Origin of the sequence: Vandammella animalimorsus (assembly GCF_002285285.1) — a bacterium.
GTDB lineage: Bacteria > Pseudomonadota > Gammaproteobacteria > Burkholderiales > Burkholderiaceae_C > Lampropedia > Lampropedia animalimorsus.
In genome coordinates, this window is the sequence record NZ_NSJF01000003.1 from 1 (window position 1) to 19,203 (window position 19,203).

The window sequence follows — 19,203 nt, forward strand, 5'->3', positions numbered from 1 at the left end:
TTCGAGGAAACTTCGCATTGTAGCAGAAATTTTGAGTCAGTCAACTAACCTCAAACCATCTGCCACCGCAACCACCCAACAGAGCAGCTGCAATCAAGCGAAGGCGTGACTATAACATAAGTTTTTCAACGCACGCAAGTGGTCTGATGTTTTGCAAGAAAAGCTCTGTGCCCAACACCGCAAAGCACATTGCAAGATAGGGGTGTATTCCCTACGGGCTTTCTCTCTTAGTCCTCGCTCAGTGCGGCCCCGTGGCTACAGGCCTACTGGGATCGCTGGCCCATTCACTCCAGCTTCCGGCGTACAGGCTGCTGCCTGTCAGGCCGGCAACTTCCATTGCCAACATGTTGACGGCGGCTGACACTCCACTGCCGCACTGATGCACCAGATGCGTGGCTGGTCGCCCTTGGAGCAGCGCTTCGAATTCACGTTTCAGTTGTAGCGCTGGCTTGAACTTGCCGTCAGGCAGAAGGTTCTGCATAAATGGGCGATTCATCGCACCTGGGATGTGTCCGGCCACCGGGTCCAACGGCTCGACTTCACCCCGAAAACGCTCTTCTGCGCGAGCATCAAGAAGAATTTGATCGTCTCGATCCAATGCTTGCAGAACTTGATCGGCAGAGCGCAACATGTCTGGCTGCAGGCTCGGCTCGAATGGTTCAGCTTCTGCTGATTTCTGCGCTTTTGCTAAATCGCTACCTGAGTCTGAAAGCGGGAGGCCTGCAGCCTGCCATGCGGCCAGCCCGCCATCCAGCACCCGCACGTTGCGGCAGCCAACCCAGCGCAGCATCCACCACAGCCTCGCTGCCATCATTGCTACGCCCTGATCGTACGCCACCACCAGACTTTCATTGCTGACCCCAATGCGTGTCAACGTGGCAGCAAAGTGCTGTGGCGATGGCAGGGGATGCCGGCCATTGCTGCCAGTCAATGGGGCAGACAAGTCGGTATCCAGTGACAGATATATGGCGCCTGGCAGGTGCTCTCGCTGGTAGGCTTCATGGCCCCACTCGGGTTGGGCCAGGTCAAACCGGCAATCAATCAGCACAAGGCGGCTTGGGGGCTGGGTCTTGGCCAACAGCGCGCTCAGCTCTGAAACATCGATGAGGTGGCTTTGCGACATGAAAATTCCTACAAGTCATCACTTGAACAAAGCGTATTGTGCGCGACGCCCATCCAGCAAAGCCTCTTCGGTTGCTGCTGCGGGCTGTCCTGCTGCGACGCGCGCCCACATTGCCGCAAAGCAAAGCACATACACTGAAGAATTCGAGTTTGAGCTGCGCTGACAGCCACCCACTCAACGCCAGCGCCCTCCTCCGCAAGCTCCGATCCGCTCACCAACCACCTTTTGCACATGCATGCTTTTCATCAAGATTCGGACGAGGCCTTGATGCTGGCTTACGCAGCAGGCGATTCAAAAAGTTTCGACACCTTGTACAGCCGCCACGAAGCAGGCATGCTGCGTTTCATTACTCGCACATTAGGCAAGGCGCAAGAAGCGCATGTGGAAGAGGTCTTTCAAGAAACTTGGCTACGCATCATCAATGGGCGTAACAGCTTTCGTCCACAAGGGGCCCAGTGGCGCACTTGGGCATTTGCCATCGCACACCACACGGCCATGGATCACATGCGCCACATGAAGCGCCAGCCTGCCGCAGAGGCTTCGCTTCAAGTGCTGGGGGAAGCAAACTCCGAAGCCAACGCACCTGAAATTTGTGCGCTGTCGATTCATCCCCATACAGCGCACCCCCCTAGCTCAATCTCTACTGAAGAGCAGGTTTTCTGGCGTGCCGCAGGCCAGCAACTGTTGCGCTGTCTTGAAGAGTTGCCCGTCGAGCAGCGTGCCGCCTTCTTGCTCAAGCATGAAGAAGACTGCTCCCTTCAAGAGCTTGCCGCCCACCTTGGGATAGGCTTCGAGACGCTGCGCAGCCGCTTGCGCTACAGCCTGCAAAAGCTTCGCCAATGCATGGGCAGTTATTTGAACGCCTTTCAAAGCCAGCCATGAGAGTCAAAGCCGCCAATATCGCTTGGGGGCCAAGGGCCTGCTCAGAGCCCCTGTGGAGGAAATCGCATGACTGAATCCCCCCCTCCAAGCCCCGCCGCTGCTAGCCAAGCCGATATGCTTTCGGAACAAGGGGTTCATGACGCCAGGCTTCAAGCCTTCTGGAAACAGGCTCTTGCATCAGCCCCGGCGACGGGCCTCTCGCCCGAGCGCCTCGCGGCCTTGCGCCAGCGCGTCCTGGCCGATGCCGCGCATGCATTGACAGCACCTGGGCCTGTTCAGCCCGCAGTTCTCCCACCATCGGCATGGCTGCGGCTGCGCCACACCTTACAGAAGCTGATGCAGCCTCAATGGACTGCTAGCCTGGCCTCCGTATGCATAGCCTGTCTGATACTGGTGATTTGGCATGGTCGCTGGCCGGAAGCCGCTTTGGAGGACAGCCGCCTTGCGCACCAGGCGCCACCGGCCAACAGCGCGCCCGCGCCTGTGCAGACGACCGACCAGCGCAGCGCAGCACGCGAACCCCAAATACCTCCACAGCCTGAGCCTCTGCCAGCCCCTGCCCACGCCCCTAGCGCACCTGCATCAACAGCGGCCACGCAATCCGAAGACGCCATGCAGGCACAACCGGCACAGACCGAAGCCATTATGGCTGACGCCATCACAGCCAACACACAGCCGCATCGGCAGCGCGACGCTTTCAGCGCACCGATGGAAACTGCGGCATTGGCTCAACCGCTGGCACAAGCAACGCATTGGCGCTGGGCTGGCGCCAATGGACAAGACCAGGCTGCAACCACAACACTTTCAGAAACCGCGCGCGCTGCCTTGCAGCAGATCCTGCTCATCACACAGCCGCTCGCCGCCCCTGCCTCTGCGCCGGAACAAGCCCAGCGCATGTTGCTGCTGCATGAACAGCAGGTGCTGCTCCAGCTTTGGATCGCTCCTGGGCACATCCAATGGCAGCAGGCCGCTGGCGATGGGCTGATCTGGCTGGCCCAGCCCAGTGCCCATGCCTACAATCAGCTCATGCGTGCCTTAGCCACCGATGCCTCGCAGCCAAAGTCACAGTAATAGCCTGCCCTCAAACTCGCCGCCAATAGCGCTCGCCCCAGGTCAAGACGGACTGCAAACGACAAGGCGCAGTCAAGATCCCGTGCCATTGGCCGCGCTCTGCAACGCCGCAGACTTTCGATCCTGGGGATAAGTAGCGGCGTGAGAATCTCAGGCAAGAGACCATGAACGCGCCGACCTGCTGAAACACCTTCTTGGCTGGATGTGAAGTTTTGCCCGTCTGCAGGATGGCAAACTTTTTGGCCGCCCAAAGCACCATCATGACCATCGAGCAAAGCGACTCCCCCGACGCACCGTCTGCCGATACCCGCCCAACGCCAGCCAGCCCTGACAAGGCTTGCGCTACCCAAGTCGGCATGGACGAAACGACAACGCAGCCACCGAACACCAGCCAGCTCGACACCCCACCGGCCTCAAAGCCCTTGCGCCCACTGGCGCCAATCGCGCGGGCGTTGCTGTATTTGCTGGCCATGTGCTCGCTGCTGCTGGGCATCATCGGAGCATTCACGCCCGGCATGCCGACGACGGTGTTCATCCTCATTTCGGCCTGGGCTGCAGCTCGCAGCTCGCCACGCCTGCATCAGTGGCTGCGCATGCACCGCATGTTCGGCCCCATGCTGCGCAACTGGGAGGACGGCGGCTACGTGCATCGCCGCGCCAAACGCGCTGCCAGCCTGACCATGCTGGCCAGTGCGCTGCTGATGCTGCTTGTGGGCGTGCCCACGGGCGTATTCTGGATTGCCTCAGCCTGCATGGCTGCAGTGGCTGCATGGCTGTGGCTGCGTCCAGAGCCCCCCGAAAACCGCGAATGATGGTCGTACAGGCCAGCGGCGGCACCATCAGGAGCTAAACGCCCCAAGCCCTGGCACGCCATTGCAGCGCGCTAACTGTAGTTTCTCAACACATTGTTCCCGTCAAAGCCCAGGCGAGTAGCGGGAGGTTTGTGCGCAGTAGCTGAGTGAGGGCGATAGAAGTTGTAATGATGCATCCAAGGTGCCAGCTCCTTGGCGCGATGCTCTGAAGTGGGATAGCGATAAGCGCAGGCCCCCTCGCGCAGCAAGGTCTGGATGAAGCGCTCGGCCTTGCCATTGGTTCTGGGCGTGTAAGGCCGGGTTCGCAGGTGCTTGATCTTCAGCCTTTGCAGCAGCTTGGCAAAGCGCCTGGATTTGTAGGCCGAGCCGTTGTCAGTCATCACCCGTTGAACCTTGACACCCAGCGCCTTGTAGTAGCGCAGTGCCGCCAGCAGGTGCTGACAGGCGCTTTTGGCCGTCTGATCGGGCAACACAAGACTGAACCCCACGCGCGAATGGTCATCGATGGCCACGTGCAGCGCCTGCCAGCCGGCGCCGGATGTGTAGCCGGTTCGATCGCCTGTCACCCGATGGCCGGGTTGATCAAAACGTGCGAACTTTTTGGTATCCAGGTACAGCAGCTGGCCTGCTGACGGGCGCTCGTAGCGCCGCACGGGCGGCGCTTCTTGCAGCGGTGGCAGACGCGCCACACCAGCGTGCTGGCAGGCTCGTGCCACGGAGCTGCGAGAGGCGAGAGATATGCCCACCCGCTGGGCGATCTGCGCGTAATTCAAGCGCTGGGTGCGCCGCAAGGCCACGGCGCACTCGATCTTGTTCGGATCGCTGCGCAGAGGGCTGCGCCTGGGTCTTGAGCTGCGGTCAAGCAAGCCGCAAGTGCCTTCGCGTTATGAAAGCGGCGCTGCCACTTGCGGGCGGTACGGGTGCTGATGCCGGCGGCCTGGGCTGCCGGCTTCAAGCCGATCAAGGCAATTTGAGCAATCAAATGGGCTCGCCCTTTGGGCGTCAATGAGGCATTCTTATGGGTGTTCATCTGGGGATCTCTGAAGTTGATGTGGCTTGAGAACCCCATCTTGCTTCACCTCGGGTGAACAACCTATTGGGAAACGACAGCACAGACTGAGCTTTGCAGAATACGATGTATTGGGAACTGCACTTAATTCACAGAAGCACCGGACTGCTTGACCGCTTGGCTCCACTGCTGAATTTCACTGGCGACGAAGGCATCCATTTCCTTTGGAGATGTCGGCACAGCCTCCGCACCTCGCTCTTCGATAAATCGACGTAGCTTTGCAGTGTTCAAGGCTTCAACAGCAGCTTGATTGAGCTTCTCAATGACTAACGTTGGGGTCGCCTTAGGGGCCATCAACCCTAACCACCCCACAGCCTCAAACCCTTGCAACTCAGGGATGCCAGACTCGGCAATAGTGGGCACTTGCGGCAATTGCGCTGAGCGCTTCAGCGATGTCACACCCAAAGGGATGGCCTTGCCAGCCTGGACATTGGCCAAAGCCGCGGTGACCGAATCCACCATCAGTGGCACTTGACCACTCAAAAAGTCGGACTGGGCAGGCCCACTTCCTTTATAGGGAATGTGCTCAATTTGGATTTTGGTGCGTGCTTTGATCATTTCAGCACTTAAGTGCTGCGTGCCGCCAATGCCCGCACTGGCGTAATTGAGCTTGCCTGGCTCGGCACGTGCCTTCCCTAAAAGATCCTGCATGGATGCAATCTGCGCGTCTGGATGGGCCAAAAAAATCAGAGGCACCTTGGCGATCATGGTGATGCCTGCCAGGTCTTTGGTGGGATCGAAGCCGACGTTTTTATAGAGCGTCTGATTGACAGCCATGGCACTGCCGGCCACCAACAGCGTGTAGCCATCAGCCGGGCTACGAACCACCAGTTCTGAACCAATATTGCTGCCAGCACCCGCTTTGTTTTCCACTACGAATGCTTGCCCGAGACGCTTGGACATCTCTTCAGCCAAGGCCCGAGCAAAGATGTCTGTGGCTTGGCCAGGAGGAAATGGCACAACCAATCTGACTGGACGGCTCGGATAGTCGGCCCGAGCCGGGGACGAGACTGCGAAGAAACAAGCCAAAACAGCGACAAAAATGCTTGGTTTCATGGATTTCCTGCAATGACAAACAAACAATAGTAAGGGCAGCCCAAGCTACCCATGCTTTGCGCAAGCCACGGAAGCTGGTGCCTAAGAACACCGAAAGCGCTAACAATTTCGCCTTGGACTCCTCCTCCCCGATACCCCCTGTTGCAGCAATAGAAGATCACTGAGACCCCGAGAAAAGGCACTCCTCTAGCAATATCAATGCGCGTGCTCTTCAGCCTCCTGCTTGCAGTTGATGCACAGCGTCGATTCGGGCCGTGCCAGCAGACGCTGCTCGGAGATGGACTGACCGCATTGCGCGCACTGGCCGTATTCGCCGGCATCGATGCGTGCCAGCGCACGGCCGATGGAGGCGTGCTCGGCCTGATCGCGCGCCAGCTCAGCCTGGCGCACTTCCTTGGCCTCCAGGCGCTGGGCAGCATCGCCTGGCTCCTCGGGGCTGTTTTGCGCGTCCTGCTCAATTTCTGCGCGAGCGGCGCTGATTTCACGTTCGAGCTCCTCCTGGCGCTGCAGCAGCTTGGCCTTGATGGCCTGCCAGCGCTGGGAGTCTTGGGGGGCGGGATGTGTCATGTTCAATTCCTTTTTGATGGGTCAAAACCAATGGCGCGGATGATGCATGAAACCGCGCGGCGCTGGGCAATGTCCTACGAATGGCATCGGATGCCGTAGGGCCGCCGCCTCGGCGGTACGCACTTTGCATGGCCTGCCCCATTGCAGACGGCGTGCCCGCACCAAGACACCGAACAGGCTCTAAGATGCAGGGCATCGCACAATCAGCTGCCTGCGGCTGACGCTGCGGTCTTTTTTTCATCCCCGCCCTCACGGAGTCATACATGAGCCAAAAACCCGTCGTTCAAGACATCGGCCCTCAACCCAACGCCTTCGATCTTGAAAACGCCACCAAGGACAACAGCAACTACCGCACCGTCGTCTGGAGCGGCAAGTACCTGCAGGTCACGCTGATGTCCATCGAGCCAGGCCAGTCCATCGGCCTGGAGGCCCACCCCGATACCGACCAGTTCCTGCGCCTGGATGCCGGCCAGGGCAAGTGCAAGATGGGCCCGTCCAAGGACAACCTGAATTTCGAGCAGGACGTGGAAGACGGCTGGTGCATTCTCGTGCCCGCTGGCATGTGGCACGACGTCATCAACACTGGCGACAGCCCGATGCGCCTGTATGCCATCTACGCGCCGGTGCACCACGCCGCTGGCAAAGTCCACGCCACTTTCGAAGAGTCCGAACACGATGAGGACAGCGGCAATGACGAGCCGCCCAGCTGGTCGGTGCAACCGCCCAGCACTCAGGCGGACAAGCACGCCTGATTCTTGATCCTTGGCACAGCACTTGTGCCCGCCAAGCCGCCCATGGTCGCCGCCATGTGGCGGCTTTTGCATCACACGCTCTACACCCGCCAGGCGCCGAGCCCATCCTCATGCCAGTGACTTTGCGGCGGCGATAGAATCGCGCCCCTGAAAATCCCCACGAACTTTGCTTTTTTGCTTTTTCCTGCGGCCAGCGCCATGACCCACGTCGTCACCGAAAACTGTATCAAGTGCAAGTACACCGATTGCGTGGATGTGTGCCCGGTCGACTGCTTCAAGGAAGGCCCGAACTTTCTGATCATCGACCCTGAAGAGTGCATCGACTGCGCCGTGTGCGTGCCCGAATGCCCGGCAGAAGCCATCTTCGCCGAAGAAGACGTGCCAGCCGATCAGCAGGAGTTCATCCAGATCAACGCCGAGCTGTGCGCCAGCGAGAACTACAAGACCATCACCAAGCGCAAGGCCGCCTTGGAGGACGCTGACGAATGGAACGGCCAGAGCGACAAGCTGCAATACCTGGTGCGCTGAGGCCCGCGCCGCCGCCGGCCGCCCCAGATGATGGCCAGCCGGTGTGCGATGCCGTGGTCGTCGGCGCTGGGCCAGCCGGCCTGTACCAACTGTTCCAACTGGGCCTGCAAGGGCTGCGCTGCCATGCCGTTGAGGCCCTGCCCCAGCCTGGCGGCCAGTGCGCCCAGCTCTACCCGCAAAAGCCCATTTACGACATTCCGGCGCTGCAACAAGTCAGCGGCACGGAGCTGAGCGAGCGCCTATGGCAGCAGCTCTCGCCCTTTGCCATCGACTGGCATTGGGGGCAAACCGTCACCGCCATCGAGCCGCATGCGCCCCCCACTGCAGACAGCAGCGCGCCGCTGTGGTGCGTGCGTACCGACGCTGGCGAGCAGATCCTCACCCGTGCCGTTGTGTTGGCCTTGGGGGTAGGCGCCTTCGCGCCCCGCAGCCTGCGCCTGGAAGGGCTGGAAGCCCTGCTGGCCCAAGGAGAGCAGGTGTTTTTGCAAACCCGTGATGGCTCTGCCACCGTGGCAGGCCGGCATGTGGTGCTGCATGGCGGCGGCGAGGATGCCGTGCGCAAAGCCTTGCAGCTGGCTGCCCTGCCAGCTGCGCAGGCCCCCAGCCGCCTGACGCTGCTGCACCGGCGTGACGTGTTCACTGCCGAGGCCGACGAGTTACAGCAGTTGCGAGCGCTGCAGGCGCAAGGCTGCATCCACATCGCCACTGGCCAGCTGCAGGCATTGACGCTGACCGAAGCCCCCGGCGCGGCCCCCAGGCTGCAAGCCCTGCAGCTGCTCAATGCACAGGGCCAACGCGAAGAGCTGGCCTTGGATGTTTTGTTGCTCTACCAAGGCATTGCACCCAAGCTGGGGGCAGCGCTGGAGTGGGACGTAGGCTGGGATGCCAAGCACATCCGCGTCGATCCAGCCACGATGCGCAGCTGCCGCGCCGGCATTTACGCCATTGGCGACATCGCCAGCTACCCCGGCAAGCGCAAACTCATCGCCTGCAGCTTTCACGAGGCCACGCTGGCGGCTTTTGCCATTGCCGAACAGCACCACCAGCAGGCCTTGCCCACGCCCTACACCACCACCAGCAAGCAGTTGCTGGCCCGCCTGGGGCGGCTGGATGCGGCATAGCGCGCGATTGCACCAACGAAGGAGCCGCGCACGCTGTGCGCCAAGGGCGCGCAAGGCACGGGGCACGGCGGCGCCAACGGCTGGGGCTTGAAGCAGGATTTCGAGGCCAGGCGCTTACTTCTGCGACGGCTGTGCTGCTGGCCCAGGGGGCTCGGGCGAGTCGGGTAAATCGGGCGTCTGCAGCGCCTGGCGGTAAGCGCCCAGGATGTCGTCCAACGCCGCATCGTTGCGCGCGAAATCCCGGCAGTGGCGACACACCAGCCGATGCAAAGCGGCTTGCGCCCGCTCGCTGGCCGGGGCATCTTCGCCCAGCTGGCCCGAGGTGAGCTTGAAGATGTACTGCGCGCATTTCATGGCTGGCGTCCCTCTTGTGGTTGCTCGAACCAGTGCTGGCTCAGGCACAGCTGCAATTGCTTGCGAGCACGGCTCATACACTGCCAGTAATCGCTCTTGCTCAGCCCCAGGGTGTCGCACACCTCGGCGGCATCGCATTCGAGCAGCTCTTTCATGCTGAACACGCGGGCAATCTTGGGCGGCAGGCGGTGCACGCAGGCATCGACCACGGCCAGAAATTGCTGATTTTGCAGCTGGCCCTCTGGGCTGCTCCACAGAGCCGGCGCTACACCATCGTGCCAATGGTCGCGCGCATCGAACAGCGCCTGGTCCAAATCGTCTTCCTCGAAAGCATCCTGATAGGCCACCTCGGGCCGATACTTGGCGCGCAGGCGGTCGGTAATCTTGTGTTTGAGGATGCCAAACAGATAATGCCGCGCGTCACCTTGCGTGAGTGTGGCGGGCTTCGCGCCCAGCAGGGCGAGCAAGGCGTCCTGCACCGCGTCCTCGGCTTCTTCAGGCGGCTGCAGATGCAGCAGCGCAAAGCGCAGCATGGGCTGGCGCCAAGTCTGCGCCAGGGCCTGCACGTCCAGCGCCGCAGGGTTTAAAGGGGAAGGAGCAGTCATAGGGCGGGCATGATAGTCGGCGCGGTCAACACCCTACTGCGCGGCCACTCAACACTACCTGAGCTGCACCGACTATGCGCTGCGGCAATGGCGGCGCAGCAGCAGCCGATCCAGCGCCCAGCGCCCGCCGCCCTGGGTGAGCACGGCAAACAGCATCAGGCCCAGCATCAGCGGCACCTTGAAGCCCTGGCCCGCGTCGGTGTCGATCTGGTTCCAGCCGGCCCAGCCCAAGTCGAAATGCACGGTGTACACGGCCACCCAGGTGATGTAGAGCAGGCCCAGCGCGGCCAGGCGGCTACCCAGGCCCAGCGCCAGGGCCGCGCCCAGCAGCAGCTCGCCCCATCCGGCGGCCAGCCAGTTGAAGTCGGCGCTCAGCAGGCTGTTGGGAAAGGGGAAGTCCAGCCCGGCAAACCATTCGGGCGCGCCGCCGCTGCCTTGCAGCTTGGTCAGGCCGGCGCGGATGAATTCCTGCCCGGCCCACAGGCGCAGGCCCAGCAGGCCGGCGTCTTGCAGCAGGCAGCGCAGGCCGCCGAGCACGGCGCAGCCTTGGCAGGCCAAGGTATTACTGGCTGGCGCGGGCGAGAAAGTCGGTGAATGCATCGTTGAGGTCTTCATAGAAATTCGATTGCCATTGCGAGTCACGCACGAAGGCTTCGATCAGGGTGCGCCAGTCTTGCTCGCCCAATTGCGCGCGCAGCGCGGGGTGGTGGGCTTCGATCATCTGGCTGGCGCCCAGGTACACGAGGTAGCGGTACACGCGCAGGCCCGCTTCGGTGTAGCCGGGCGGCACGGTGTCCGTGCGGCCGCGCACGTAGTCGTAGAAGGCGGCGGTGCTGGCTTCGGTCTGGTTTTGTTGGGCCTGGGGCGGCAGCGGCAGGGTGGCGGCGGCGTTCATGCCAGCTCCTTGGTGCGGCGGCGGGCAGGGGTGTTGCGAGCCGTGCCAGGCGCAGCGGCGGGGGCAGAAACCACAGGGGCCACAGGGGCCACAGGGGCCGCCGGCAGCGGCTGGCGCAGGCTGGCCAGTTCGCGGTTGAGCGTGGCGGCGTCAGGAATATCGTTGTCCCACTCCAGCAGGATGGGCAGGCCGTGGGCGGCGTGCAGCGCGCGCGCCTTGCGCGCGGTGTGCGGCTCCACGGGCTGGCTGTGGGTGTCCACATGCATGCCAAAGCGTTCGTCGAACTCGTGCCCGGCCACGTGCATGTAGCTCACGCGCGAGAGATCCACCTGCGCCACGTAGGCATCCAGGTCGGGGCCGCCGTGGTTCTTGCGGTTGACGTCGATGTTGTTCAGATCGAGCAGGATGCGGCAGTCGGCGCGGCGCACCACTTCCATCAGAAATTCCGGCTCGCTCATCTCGCCCACGTTGGTGTACCAACTGCTGTTTTCGATGGCCATGCGCTGGCCCAGCAGGTCTTGCACGCGGCTGATGCGCTCGGCCACGCGCCTCGCCTCGCCCAGCGTGAAGGGGATGGGAAACAGGTCGTAGAGCTGGTGCGCGTCGCCGCTGGCGGCCAGGTGGTCGGAATAGCGGTCGGTGCCCAGCTCAGCCAGCAGGTCGCGCACGCCACGCACGAAGTCGGCAGAAATCTCCGAAGTGCCGCCCAGATTGAGCGACACGCCATGCAAAAACACGGGCCGGCCCAGCGCCAGCAATTGGTGCAGCGGCTCGCGCGAGCGGCGCAGCCAGTTCTCCGGCGCCACTTCAAAGAAGTCAGCGTCCAAGGCGGCGATGTCCCAATCGCGCATTTCGCGCCGGTAGCCCAGTCCAATCATGGTGATTCCTGCCTGTGTGACTTGCGTGCGTGGTGATGCGATGCGGCGATTACTTCTTGGAGCAGGCCGCTTCTTTCTTGGAGCAAGCAGCTTCCTTTTTCGAGCAAGCCGCTTCCTTGCCTTCCTTCTTGGAGCAAGCTGCTTCTTTCTTGGAGCAGGCTGCTTCCTTGCCCTCTTCCTTCTTCGCGCAGGCTGCATCCTTGGCGGGGGCCGAGCTTTCCTTCTTGCCGCAGGTGCCAGCGCCGCACTTTTGCTCGGCAGCCTGGGCGGTGGCAAAGGTCGAGGCAGCAATCAGCGAAGCGGCCAGGGCAGCGATGTTTTTCAGTTGGCTCATGGGGTTCTCCCGATCAAAAAAAGTTGAAAAAACATGCGGCAAACACGCCGCACACCTGCCATGTCGGGCCAGGCGAAAAAACCTGACACGGGCGACGAAAAAAATTTCAAATTTTTTGGGAGCCTGTTCAAAGTCGCGGCGCAAGTGGGCAACAAGCGGTTTGGGGTGGGGCCGTGATCGAGCCCATGGCCGGGGCTGTTACCCGGCCTCGGCCCCATCCAACTCGGCCAAGGACTGGGCCAGATTGGCACGGGCGCGCCCCTCCAGCCGTGCGTGGAACCAGGGCGTGCCATAAATGGCCGCGCGCTGGGCGAAGCCTTGCAGCACGGCACGGCGGCCCTGGCGGTACTGCGCCTCGGGCACCCAGCCGTATTCCTGCCGCACCTGCCGTTGGTACTGCGCAAAGCGCGCCGGCGCAGCGCCGAGGATGGCCAGGTCAATGTCCACCACCAGCTGCGCATCGCCTGGCGCGGGCTGCGCGGTGTGGCAGGTGGCCATGATCAGCGCCTGAACTTGCTCGGCCATCGCCGCCGGAGAGCCCGCCGCCTGCAAGGCCTGCATTGCCCATTGCGCACTGCGCAGCTCGTTGTCTTTGGCCTGGGGGTCGTACACCGCGTCGTGAAACCACAGGGCCAGCGCCACCAGCGTCGGGCGGTCTGCCAGGTGTTGCACCTGCTGCCAGTGCCACAGGCATTCATGCAAGTGCTGCAAACCGTGGTAGTGGCGCTGCGGCTGGCCATAGGCGGCCAGCAACTGAGGCAGCAAGTCGGCCTCGGGCTGCAAACCCAGCCCCGCCCAGCTTTGCTGCCAAAGGGCTTGCCACGGCGCAGGCCCAGTCTGCTGTAGCCATAGCTCTTGGCCTGGGGGGATGGATGTCGATGGGGATAGCATGCTGCGCTCTCTCATCAAAACTGTGCGTGAAGGCTGTGCATGGGAAGTCGCCTGGGCGTCACATCCCGCGCCTGACGGCACCGTGAATTGGGGAAAACCAGAGGCGTCCAATATCGGCATTGGCAGCCGATCTCGCCCACAATAACTGCCGCTTGGCGCAGCCGTTGTACCACCACCAGCGGCGCGCCGCACACCAGTGCAGCTTGCCCAGCCCTGCTGCCAGCGGTCCACGGGGGTGATGTGCTGCCCCCTGGGCCGCTGAATGTTTCGACCACCATCGCGGTGGCCGGCCCATGCGCACCGCCTGCGCAGCGCCAGGCCGCCCCAGCCCCTAAGGAGACACCCCATGAGCACTTCTCGCCGCCCGCGCCACGCTCTGCGCATCACCGCCCTGGCCGCCGGCCTGCTGGGCCTTGGCAGCCTGCTGCCGGCCCATGCCCAATCGAGCGTGCAGCTCTACGGCATCATCGATGCCGCCGTGCGCTACACCACCAACGAAGGCCCGGCTGGCGATCACAAGCAATCGCAGACCAAGATGATCGGCGGCGGCATGTCGCAAAGCCGCCTGGGCATCAACGTCACCGAACAGCTGGGCGATGGCTTCAAAGTGCTGGCCAATCTGGAGCAGCGCATTGACAGCACCAGCGGCAACATTGTCGGCGCAGGCTACCAGCAGGCCTGGGTCGGCCTGCAGCACAAGCGCTTTGGCCGCCTGACAGCCGGGCGCCAGTACAACGCCCTGTTCGATCTGTACACCAGCACTTTTGCCTCCTATCCATACTCGCCCTACATGGAGGCCTTCAAGCCCGAGATTGGCATGTCGCTGGGCGCGCGCAACAATGAGCTGCTCAAATACCTGGCCGAGTTCGGCAAGGTGCGCGTGAGCCTTCAGGCCACGCTCGACGGCGAAGGCAGCACCAGCGTGCCCGGCGTGCCCGGCACCTACTCCACCGGCGGCAAATCGCGCGGCGGCTACGTGCGCTATGCCGATGGCGGCCTGGCCATCGGTGCTGGCTACATGGAGCGCAGCTTCGGCAGCAGTGGCAAGAAGATCAAGGCCTATGCCGTGGGCGGCTCCTACCGCACCGGCCCCTGGTATCTGAATGCAGCTTACGCGCAGAACAAGCACAACCTCGACGGCCAGGCCAACTGCGGCGCCAACATCCAGTGCAACGTCGACTACGCCACGCTCAGCTCGCTGTGGACTGGCACCAGCAACGGCGGCTTCAGCGGCCCGGCCTTCACCGTGGCCAACAAGCGCCAGATGATCACTGCCGGCGTGGGCTATCAGATCACGCCGCAGCTGAATTGGGGCACGCACTACTGGTATGCCAAGCAGTCCGGGCGCAGTGCAGTGGCCGACGGCACGGCACACTTTCTCTCCACCGTGCTGGACTACGCCTTCTCCAAGCGCACCGACGCCTACATCGGGCTCGATCACATCAAGATCAGCAGCGATCACGCCTCGCTCACCGACAGCCGCGGCGCCGTCAATGGCGCCAAGAGCCGCACCGGCTTGACCGTCGGCATCCGCCATCGCTTCTAAGGCAGGGCCCAACACGGCCGTGCACCACAGGGCGCCAGCTGGCGCCCTTTTTCATGTTCACGCTGAACCCGCAAGAGCAGCCTCGCCGTCTGTGCCTGCGAATTGGGGCAGGTTACAGCCCACCACCCGCCCCAACCCACAGCATTCGCGCCAAGCCCAATTAATACTCAAATTGAGTATTACAATCTCGCAAATTTTCCACCCACTGCCCTGCACACAGCACCTGGCCATGTCACTCAAGTCCTTTCTCCAGTCCCGCAACATCGAGTTCTCGCTGCGCCGCTATGGCATCGAGGCGCTCAACTACATGACCCTGGGCCTGTTCGGCTCGCTGATCATCGGGCTGATCCTCAAGACCGTGGGCGGCTGGACAGGCCAGCCCTGGCTGATCGAGGCCGGCACCATGGCCCAGCAAAGCATGGGCGCGGCCATTGGCGTGGCTGTGGCCTATGGGCTGCAAGGCCCGCCCATCGTCGTCTTTGCCAGCGCCGCCATCGGCGCATTGGGGGCCAAGCTCGGCGGGCCGGTGGGCTGCTTCGTGGCCGTGGCTGCCGCCACCGAGGCCAGCAAACTGGTGAGCAAGACCACCCCCATCGACATCATCGTCACCCCGGCCACAGCGCTGGCTGTGGGCTTTCTGACGGCCAAGGGCCTGGCCCCCTTCATCGGCAACGTGCTGGAGGTCACCGGCAACACCATCCAGTGGGCCATGACGCTGCAACCCCTGCTGATGAGCATCATCCTGGCCGTGGTCATGGGCATGATCCTCACAGGCCCCACCTCCAGCGCCGCGCTGGCCATCTCGCTGAACCTCGGCGGCCTGGCAGGCGGCGCAGCCACAGTCGGCTGCGCTGCGCAAATGATCGGTTTTGCCGCCATGAGCTACCGCGAAAACGGCGTCTCCGGCCTGCTCAGCCAGGGCCTGGGCACCAGCATGCTGCAACTGCCCAACATCGTGCGCAACCCGCGCATCTGGATCCCGCCCATCCTCAGCGCCGCCATCCTCGGGCCTGTGGCCACGCTGGGCTTTGGCATGCAGAACATCCCCACCGGCTCAGGCATGGGCACCAGCGGTTTCGTCGGCCAGGTCGGCACCCTGGCCGCCATGGGCGAGAGCGGTCAAGTCTGGCTGTCCATCGCCTTGCTGCACTTCATCCTGCCGGCCGCTCTGGCCCTGCTGTTTGCCAGCGTGCTGCGCCGCTGGGGCTGGATTCGCCCGGGCGATCTGAAGATCGATCCGCGGATGTAAAAAGCTGCGCAAGGCCGCCGATGGCTGGCTCACTGCCCCTGCGCATCCAGCCACTGCACCGCCCCCTGCGTGGCATCGGCAATGGCTTGGCGCAGATCCTGGGCCTGGTTTTCCTGCACCTGGGCGGTGATGGTGACGCGCTCGCCGTGCGCCACTTCCAACTGCTGCACGCCGTGCTGGGCTAGCAGGTGGCGCAACAGGCCTTCCTGTGGGTAGTGCACACTGAAAGCCAGTGTGGCCAGGGCTTGCAGCGGTACGCGCTCGGCCTGCAGCAGGGCCTGGGCCACGGCATCGGTGTAGGCGCGCACCAGGCCGCCAGCGCCCAGCTTGACGCCGCCAAAGTAGCGCACCACGGTGGCCAGCACGCCTTCGAGCTGCTGGTGGCGCAGCACTTCCAGCATGGGGCGGCCGGCCGTGCCGCTGGGCTCGCCATCATCCACCGCCGCAGATTGCCCGCCGGCCATCAGCGCCCAACAAACGTGGCGCGCGCCAGGATGCTGCTGCCACAGCTGCGCCACGATGCTCTGCGCCTGGGCGCGGTCGGCCACGGGCTGCACGCAGCCAATGAAGCGGCTTTTCTTGATCAAAAGTTCGCTGTGTACGGAATGTTTGAGCGTCTGGCGCATGCAGAAGATCGGCACTTGCGCCCTGGCACGGCATGAGCGCATTGAAAAGAAATTTTGCAATTAGGATAGCGCACCTGGCCTTGCCCAGGCCCGTGTTGGCCCTGGGCCCTTCCATTGGACCACCATGCATTCTTCCACCCCTTCCGATTTGACCGCCTGCGTTGCAGCCATTGCCGATTTGCACGATGCGCAGCTGGCCAGCCAGCTGCAAACGGTGCTGGACAACAAGACCAAGCCGCTGGGCTCGCTGGGCCGGTTGGAGGCCCTGGCCCACCAGATCGGCATGCTGCAAGGCAGCACCACGCCCGTGCTGCGCCAGCCCCATGCGCTGATCTTCGCTGGCGATCACGGCCTGGCGCAGCAGGGCGTCTCGGCCTTCCCGCAGGAGGTCACCTGGCAGATGGTGGCCAATATGCTCAGCGGCGGCGCGGCCATCAGCGTGCTCACGCGCCAGCATGGCATCGCGCTGAAGCTGGTGGACTGTGGCGTGGCCCGGCTGTTGCCGCCCCACCCGGATCTGCTCGATTACAAGGTAGCGCCCGGCACAGCCGATGCCAGCGAGCACCCAGCCATGAGCGCCGAGCAATGCCAGGCAGCCATCGCCGCCGGGCGGCGCGCCGTGCAGGCCGTGCCTGGCAATGCCATCCTGTTGGGCGAGATGGGCATTGGCAACACCTCGTCTGCCGCCCTGCTGCTGGCGCGGCTGAGCGGCCAACCCATCGAGGCCTGCGCCGGCGCAGGCAGCGGCGTGCATGGCGCTGCCATGGCGCACAAGCTCAACGTGCTGCAGCGCACGCTGCAACGCCATGCCGATGCCCAAAGCCCCTTGCAGGCGCTCAGCGCCCTGGGCGGGCTGGAGATTGCCGGCATGGTCGGCGCCGTATTGCAAGCCGCGCAGGAGCAGCGCCTGATCGTGGTGGACGGCTTCGTCACCAGCGCCGCCGTGCTGGTGGCGGCGCGGCTGGCGCCGCACGTGTTGCAGCGCTGTGTGTTCTCGCACCGCTCGCATGAGCAAGGCCATCGCCTGATGCTCGAAGAACTGGGGGCCACCCCCTTGCTGCAGCTGGACATGCGCCTGGGCGAGGGCTCGGGCGCGGCGTTGGCCTGGCCGCTGCTGGAGTCGGCCTGCCGCATCCTGCGCGACATGGCCAGCTTCGATTCGGCACAGGTCTCGGGCCAGCTGCCGGGCTGAGTCCAAGCAGCGCCACATGCCACATCAGCCACACCAGCCCCGCGCGCAGCCCAGCGACCACGTCCGGCAGCCCCTATGGCAAGGGCTGCGCCACTTCCTGCTGGCGTTGCAGTATTTCACGCGCATTCCGGTCACAGGCGCGCTGGCGCGCTGGGTTGGCTATCACCCACAGATGCTGCGCCATGCGCTGGGCCACCTGCCTGGCATCGGCCTGCTCATCGGCTTGTTGAGCGCCGCCGCCATGCTGCTGGCGCTGACCCTGCTGCCCAGCATGCAACAGGCCCCGGCGCTGGCCTGGGTGGCCGCGCTGCTCTCCACCGTGGCCAGCCTGTGGCTGACCGGGGCCTTCCATGAGGACGGCCTGGCCGACCTGGCCGATGGCCTGGGCGGCGGCAGCGACCGCGAGCGCATCCTGCTCATCATGAAGGACTCGCGCATTGGCTCCTTTGCCGCCGTCACGCTGATCGTGGCGCTGCTGCTGAAAACCGCGCTGCTGGCCGCATTGCTGCAACTGGGCCCTGCGCTGCTGGCCGCCAGCGCCCTGCCCGCCGCGCACGTGTGCTCGCGGCTGATGCCCCTGCTGCTCACAGCCTGGCTGCCGCACGTGGGCGACAGCGCGCAATCCAAATCCAAGCCCATTGCCACGGGCCTGCAGACCAGCGCGCTGCGCACGGCGCTGCTCTGGCTGGCTGTGAGCGCCCTGGCCGTGGGCGCGCTGCTGCGCAGCGGGCCTGTGGCCGCGCCGGCCAGCGCCTGGCTGTGGGCGGGCCTGGGCGCCTTGATCTGCGGCGGTCTGGTCGGCTGGCGCTTGCGCGTGCGCCTGGGCGGTTTTACCGGCGATGGCCTGGGCGCCGCCCAGCAAGTGGGCGAGTTGGGCTTTTACCTGGCGCTGCTGATGGCCCTGGCCCCGCACAGCGCAGCCCTTGCGGCCAGCGCCGCCAGCGCATGAGTGCCAGCGCGCCACTGCCGCCCGCGCCGCTGTGGCTGGCGCGCCACCCTCGCGTGCAACTGCCCGAGCCCCTGTGCTATGGCGCCAGCGAGGTGCCCTTGGAGCCGGCGCACCTGGCGCAATCGGCCCTGGCGCTGGCGGCGTTGCTGCCCACAGGCTGCCAGCTGCTGACCTCCGAGCGCCAGCGCACCCAGGCCCTGGCGCAGGCCTTGTGCGTACTGCGCCCCGACCTGCCCGCCTGGCAGGTCGAGCCACTGCTCAATGAAATGGATTTCGGCTGCTGGGAACAACAGCCCTGGCGCAGCATCCCCCGCGCCGCCATTGACGCCTGGACACAGGACTTCGCGCAGCACCGCTTCGGCGGCAGGGAGTGCGTGGCCGACGTGCTGGCGCGAGCCCAGGCGCTGCGCCTGCGCTGGGCCCAAACGCCTTCGCCCACGGCGCAACTGTGGATCACCCATGCTGGGCTGTTCAATGCCTGGGCCTATCTGCAGCGCGCCGGCGTGCCCTGTACGCCTCAAGCGCCCATCCCCATGCCCCAGGCCGCGCAATGGCCGGCCACGCGCATCGGCTTTGGCCAGTGGTTGCAGGCCCAGGCACTGGGCTGGTAGCGTCCGCTTGTCACGTCGGGGGGGGGGCACGTCGGGGAACAGCGTAAAAAGCACAGGCAAAAGAAAAGGCGCGATCTGCATCGCGCCTTGTT

General features: G+C 63.9%; 22 protein-coding genes and 1 pseudogene. 10 read left to right on the forward strand and 13 right to left on the reverse strand.

All coding sequences use genetic code 11. The annotated features are described in order from the left end of the window. Positions 1–238: 238 nt before the first annotated feature. The gene (locus CK620_RS06440) at positions 239–1,123 is read right to left on the reverse strand and encodes a sulfurtransferase (protein ID WP_095549639.1); all 885 of its coding nucleotides are present in this window, start codon (positions 1,121–1,123) and stop codon (positions 239–241) included. 231 nt (positions 1,124–1,354) lie between these two features. Between CK620_RS06440 and CK620_RS06445 the strand changes: the two genes are divergently transcribed. Beyond that, the gene (locus tag CK620_RS06445) at positions 1,355–2,005 is read left to right on the forward strand and encodes a sigma-70 family RNA polymerase sigma factor (RefSeq protein WP_095549640.1); all 651 of its coding nucleotides are present in this window, start codon (positions 1,355–1,357) and stop codon (positions 2,003–2,005) included. A gap of 804 nt (positions 2,006–2,809) precedes the next feature. Here CK620_RS06445 and CK620_RS13805 read toward each other — a convergent pair. Beyond that, positions 2,810–3,016, reverse strand: a complete 207-nt coding sequence (locus CK620_RS13805; RefSeq protein ID WP_143325983.1) for a hypothetical protein — start codon at positions 3,014–3,016, stop codon at positions 2,810–2,812. A 320-nt stretch (positions 3,017–3,336) separates the two neighbouring features. On the opposite strand from CK620_RS13805, the gene CK620_RS06455 reads away from it, so the two are divergent. Next, the gene (locus CK620_RS06455) at positions 3,337–3,888 is read left to right on the forward strand and encodes a YbaN family protein (RefSeq protein WP_338062601.1); all 552 of its coding nucleotides are present in this window, start codon (positions 3,337–3,339) and stop codon (positions 3,886–3,888) included. Positions 3,889–3,959: 71 nt separating this feature from the next. On the opposite strand, the pseudogene CK620_RS06460 reads toward CK620_RS06455, so the two are convergent. From CK620_RS06460 to CK620_RS06470, 3 genes and pseudogenes are all read right to left on the reverse strand, one after another. Beyond that, positions 3,960–4,918: pseudogene (locus tag CK620_RS06460) on the reverse strand (IS481 family transposase). A gap of 123 nt (positions 4,919–5,041) precedes the next feature. Continuing rightward, positions 5,042–6,013 (reverse strand): tripartite tricarboxylate transporter substrate binding protein, encoded by a 972-nt coding sequence (locus tag CK620_RS06465; RefSeq protein ID WP_095549642.1) that lies wholly within the window; start codon positions 6,011–6,013, stop codon positions 5,042–5,044. 195 nt (positions 6,014–6,208) lie between these two features. Then, complete coding sequence (locus tag CK620_RS06470; RefSeq protein WP_095543016.1) at positions 6,209–6,580, reverse strand: TraR/DksA family transcriptional regulator; 372 nt, start codon at positions 6,578–6,580, stop codon at positions 6,209–6,211. A gap of 263 nt (positions 6,581–6,843) precedes the next feature. Between CK620_RS06470 and CK620_RS06475 the strand changes: the two genes are divergently transcribed. The 3 genes from CK620_RS06475 to CK620_RS06485 all read left to right on the forward strand — a co-directional run bounded on the left by CK620_RS06475 (position 6,844) and on the right by CK620_RS06485 (position 8,981). Then, positions 6,844–7,332 (forward strand): cupin domain-containing protein, encoded by a 489-nt coding sequence (locus CK620_RS06475; protein WP_095543017.1) that lies wholly within the window; start codon positions 6,844–6,846, stop codon positions 7,330–7,332. A 198-nt stretch (positions 7,333–7,530) separates the two neighbouring features. Further along, a complete protein-coding gene (gene fdxA, locus CK620_RS06480) occupies positions 7,531–7,860 on the forward strand; it encodes a ferredoxin FdxA (protein WP_095540624.1) in 330 nt (109 codons plus the stop codon). Further along, the gene (locus CK620_RS06485) at positions 7,818–8,981 is read left to right on the forward strand and encodes an NAD(P)/FAD-dependent oxidoreductase (protein WP_095549643.1); all 1,164 of its coding nucleotides are present in this window, start codon (positions 7,818–7,820) and stop codon (positions 8,979–8,981) included. The genes fdxA and CK620_RS06485 overlap by 43 nt, the downstream gene beginning before the upstream one ends. A 114-nt stretch (positions 8,982–9,095) precedes the next feature. Here CK620_RS06485 and CK620_RS06490 read toward each other — a convergent pair whose 3' ends face one another. The 7 genes from CK620_RS06490 to CK620_RS06520 all read right to left on the reverse strand — a co-directional run bounded on the left by CK620_RS06490 (position 9,096) and on the right by CK620_RS06520 (position 12,938). Next, a complete protein-coding gene (locus CK620_RS06490) occupies positions 9,096–9,335 on the reverse strand; it encodes a hypothetical protein (RefSeq protein WP_095549644.1) in 240 nt (79 codons plus the stop codon). Further along, positions 9,332–9,940, reverse strand: coding sequence for a sigma-70 family RNA polymerase sigma factor (locus CK620_RS06495; RefSeq protein WP_095549645.1), 609 nt, complete (start codon positions 9,938–9,940; stop codon positions 9,332–9,334). The genes CK620_RS06490 and CK620_RS06495 overlap by 4 nt, the downstream gene beginning before the upstream one ends. Before the next feature lie 72 nt (positions 9,941–10,012). After that, entirely contained in the window at positions 10,013–10,540 is a 528-nt protein-coding gene (locus tag CK620_RS06500) for a DoxX family protein (RefSeq protein WP_095549646.1), read from the reverse strand. Beyond that, positions 10,503–10,835: an HvfC/BufC family peptide modification chaperone gene (locus CK620_RS06505; protein WP_095549647.1), complete on the reverse strand. Its 333-nt coding sequence runs from the start codon at positions 10,833–10,835 to the stop codon at positions 10,503–10,505. The genes CK620_RS06500 and CK620_RS06505 overlap by 38 nt, the downstream gene beginning before the upstream one ends. After that, on the reverse strand, positions 10,832–11,713 hold the full coding sequence (locus tag CK620_RS06510) for an MbnB/TglH/ChrH family RiPP precursor modification enzyme (protein ID WP_095549648.1): 882 nt from the start codon (positions 11,711–11,713) through the stop codon (positions 10,832–10,834). Before CK620_RS06510 ends, CK620_RS06505 begins: the two co-directional genes overlap by 4 nt. 49 nt (positions 11,714–11,762) lie before the next feature. After that, positions 11,763–12,191, reverse strand: coding sequence for a hypothetical protein (locus CK620_RS06515; protein WP_238946050.1), 429 nt, complete (start codon positions 12,189–12,191; stop codon positions 11,763–11,765). A gap of 54 nt (positions 12,192–12,245) precedes the next feature. Further along, complete coding sequence (locus tag CK620_RS06520; RefSeq protein ID WP_238946051.1) at positions 12,246–12,938, reverse strand: HD domain-containing protein; 693 nt, start codon at positions 12,936–12,938, stop codon at positions 12,246–12,248. 346 nt (positions 12,939–13,284) lie between these two features. Between CK620_RS06520 and CK620_RS06525 the strand changes: the two genes are divergently transcribed. After that, positions 13,285–14,484, forward strand: a complete 1,200-nt coding sequence (locus tag CK620_RS06525) for a porin (protein WP_095543025.1) — start codon at positions 13,285–13,287, stop codon at positions 14,482–14,484. Positions 14,485–14,713: 229 nt separating this feature from the next. Next, entirely contained in the window at positions 14,714–15,733 is a 1,020-nt protein-coding gene (locus CK620_RS06530; protein ID WP_095543026.1) for a PTS sugar transporter subunit IIC, read from the forward strand. Positions 15,734–15,762: 29 nt separating this feature from the next. On the opposite strand, the gene CK620_RS06535 is transcribed toward CK620_RS06530, so the two are convergent. Then, the gene (locus CK620_RS06535) at positions 15,763–16,359 is read right to left on the reverse strand and encodes an IMPACT family protein (protein WP_095549894.1); all 597 of its coding nucleotides are present in this window, start codon (positions 16,357–16,359) and stop codon (positions 15,763–15,765) included. A gap of 124 nt (positions 16,360–16,483) precedes the next feature. On the opposite strand from CK620_RS06535, the gene cobT reads away from it, so the two are divergent. The 3 genes from cobT to CK620_RS06550 are packed head-to-tail and all read left to right on the forward strand — an operon-like array spanning position 16,484 to position 19,111. Beyond that, on the forward strand, positions 16,484–17,551 hold the full coding sequence (gene cobT / locus CK620_RS06540; RefSeq protein ID WP_095543027.1) for a nicotinate-nucleotide--dimethylbenzimidazole phosphoribosyltransferase: 1,068 nt from the start codon (positions 16,484–16,486) through the stop codon (positions 17,549–17,551). Between the two features lie 16 nt (positions 17,552–17,567). Then, positions 17,568–18,500, forward strand: coding sequence for an adenosylcobinamide-GDP ribazoletransferase (locus CK620_RS06545; RefSeq protein WP_095549650.1), 933 nt, complete (start codon positions 17,568–17,570; stop codon positions 18,498–18,500). Next, positions 18,497–19,111 carry a histidine phosphatase family protein gene (locus tag CK620_RS06550; RefSeq protein ID WP_095549651.1) on the forward strand — a complete coding sequence of 205 codons (615 nt, stop codon included), beginning with the start codon at positions 18,497–18,499 and terminating at the stop codon, positions 19,109–19,111. The genes CK620_RS06545 and CK620_RS06550 overlap by 4 nt, the downstream gene beginning before the upstream one ends. Positions 19,112–19,203: the final 92 nt, after the last annotated feature.

What these genes read in the sequence shown, in the direction of transcription:
- CK620_RS06440 (WP_095549639.1), bottom strand. Translation starts at nt 1,123, where the DNA reads ATGTCGCAAAGCCACCTCATCGATGTTTCAGAGCTGAGCGCGCTGTTG.
- CK620_RS06445 (WP_095549640.1), top strand. Translation starts at nt 1,355, where the DNA reads ATGCATGCTTTTCATCAAGATTCGGACGAGGCCTTGATGCTGGCTTAC.
- CK620_RS13805 (WP_143325983.1), bottom strand. Translation starts at nt 3,016, where the DNA reads ATGGGCACTGGGCTGGGCCAGCCAGATCAGCCCATCGCCAGCGGCCTG.
- CK620_RS06455 (WP_338062601.1), top strand. Translation starts at nt 3,337, where the DNA reads ATGACCATCGAGCAAAGCGACTCCCCCGACGCACCGTCTGCCGATACC.
- CK620_RS06465 (WP_095549642.1), bottom strand. Translation starts at nt 6,013, where the DNA reads ATGAAACCAAGCATTTTTGTCGCTGTTTTGGCTTGTTTCTTCGCAGTC.
- CK620_RS06470 (WP_095543016.1), bottom strand. Translation starts at nt 6,580, where the DNA reads ATGACACATCCCGCCCCCCAAGACTCCCAGCGCTGGCAGGCCATCAAG.
- CK620_RS06475 (WP_095543017.1), top strand. Translation starts at nt 6,844, where the DNA reads ATGAGCCAAAAACCCGTCGTTCAAGACATCGGCCCTCAACCCAACGCC.
- fdxA (WP_095540624.1), top strand. Translation starts at nt 7,531, where the DNA reads ATGACCCACGTCGTCACCGAAAACTGTATCAAGTGCAAGTACACCGAT.
- CK620_RS06485 (WP_095549643.1), top strand. Translation starts at nt 7,818, where the DNA reads ATGGAACGGCCAGAGCGACAAGCTGCAATACCTGGTGCGCTGAGGCCC.
- CK620_RS06490 (WP_095549644.1), bottom strand. Translation starts at nt 9,335, where the DNA reads ATGAAATGCGCGCAGTACATCTTCAAGCTCACCTCGGGCCAGCTGGGC.
- CK620_RS06495 (WP_095549645.1), bottom strand. Translation starts at nt 9,940, where the DNA reads ATGACTGCTCCTTCCCCTTTAAACCCTGCGGCGCTGGACGTGCAGGCC.
- CK620_RS06500 (WP_095549646.1), bottom strand. Translation starts at nt 10,540, where the DNA reads ATGCATTCACCGACTTTCTCGCCCGCGCCAGCCAGTAATACCTTGGCC.
- CK620_RS06505 (WP_095549647.1), bottom strand. Translation starts at nt 10,835, where the DNA reads ATGAACGCCGCCGCCACCCTGCCGCTGCCGCCCCAGGCCCAACAAAAC.
- CK620_RS06510 (WP_095549648.1), bottom strand. Translation starts at nt 11,713, where the DNA reads ATGATTGGACTGGGCTACCGGCGCGAAATGCGCGATTGGGACATCGCC.
- CK620_RS06520 (WP_238946051.1), bottom strand. Translation starts at nt 12,938, where the DNA reads ATGCTATCCCCATCGACATCCATCCCCCCAGGCCAAGAGCTATGGCTA.
- CK620_RS06525 (WP_095543025.1), top strand. Translation starts at nt 13,285, where the DNA reads ATGAGCACTTCTCGCCGCCCGCGCCACGCTCTGCGCATCACCGCCCTG.
- CK620_RS06530 (WP_095543026.1), top strand. Translation starts at nt 14,714, where the DNA reads ATGTCACTCAAGTCCTTTCTCCAGTCCCGCAACATCGAGTTCTCGCTG.
- CK620_RS06535 (WP_095549894.1), bottom strand. Translation starts at nt 16,359, where the DNA reads ATGCGCCAGACGCTCAAACATTCCGTACACAGCGAACTTTTGATCAAG.
- cobT (WP_095543027.1), top strand. Translation starts at nt 16,484, where the DNA reads ATGCATTCTTCCACCCCTTCCGATTTGACCGCCTGCGTTGCAGCCATT.
- CK620_RS06545 (WP_095549650.1), top strand. Translation starts at nt 17,568, where the DNA reads ATGCCACATCAGCCACACCAGCCCCGCGCGCAGCCCAGCGACCACGTC.
- CK620_RS06550 (WP_095549651.1), top strand. Translation starts at nt 18,497, where the DNA reads ATGAGTGCCAGCGCGCCACTGCCGCCCGCGCCGCTGTGGCTGGCGCGC.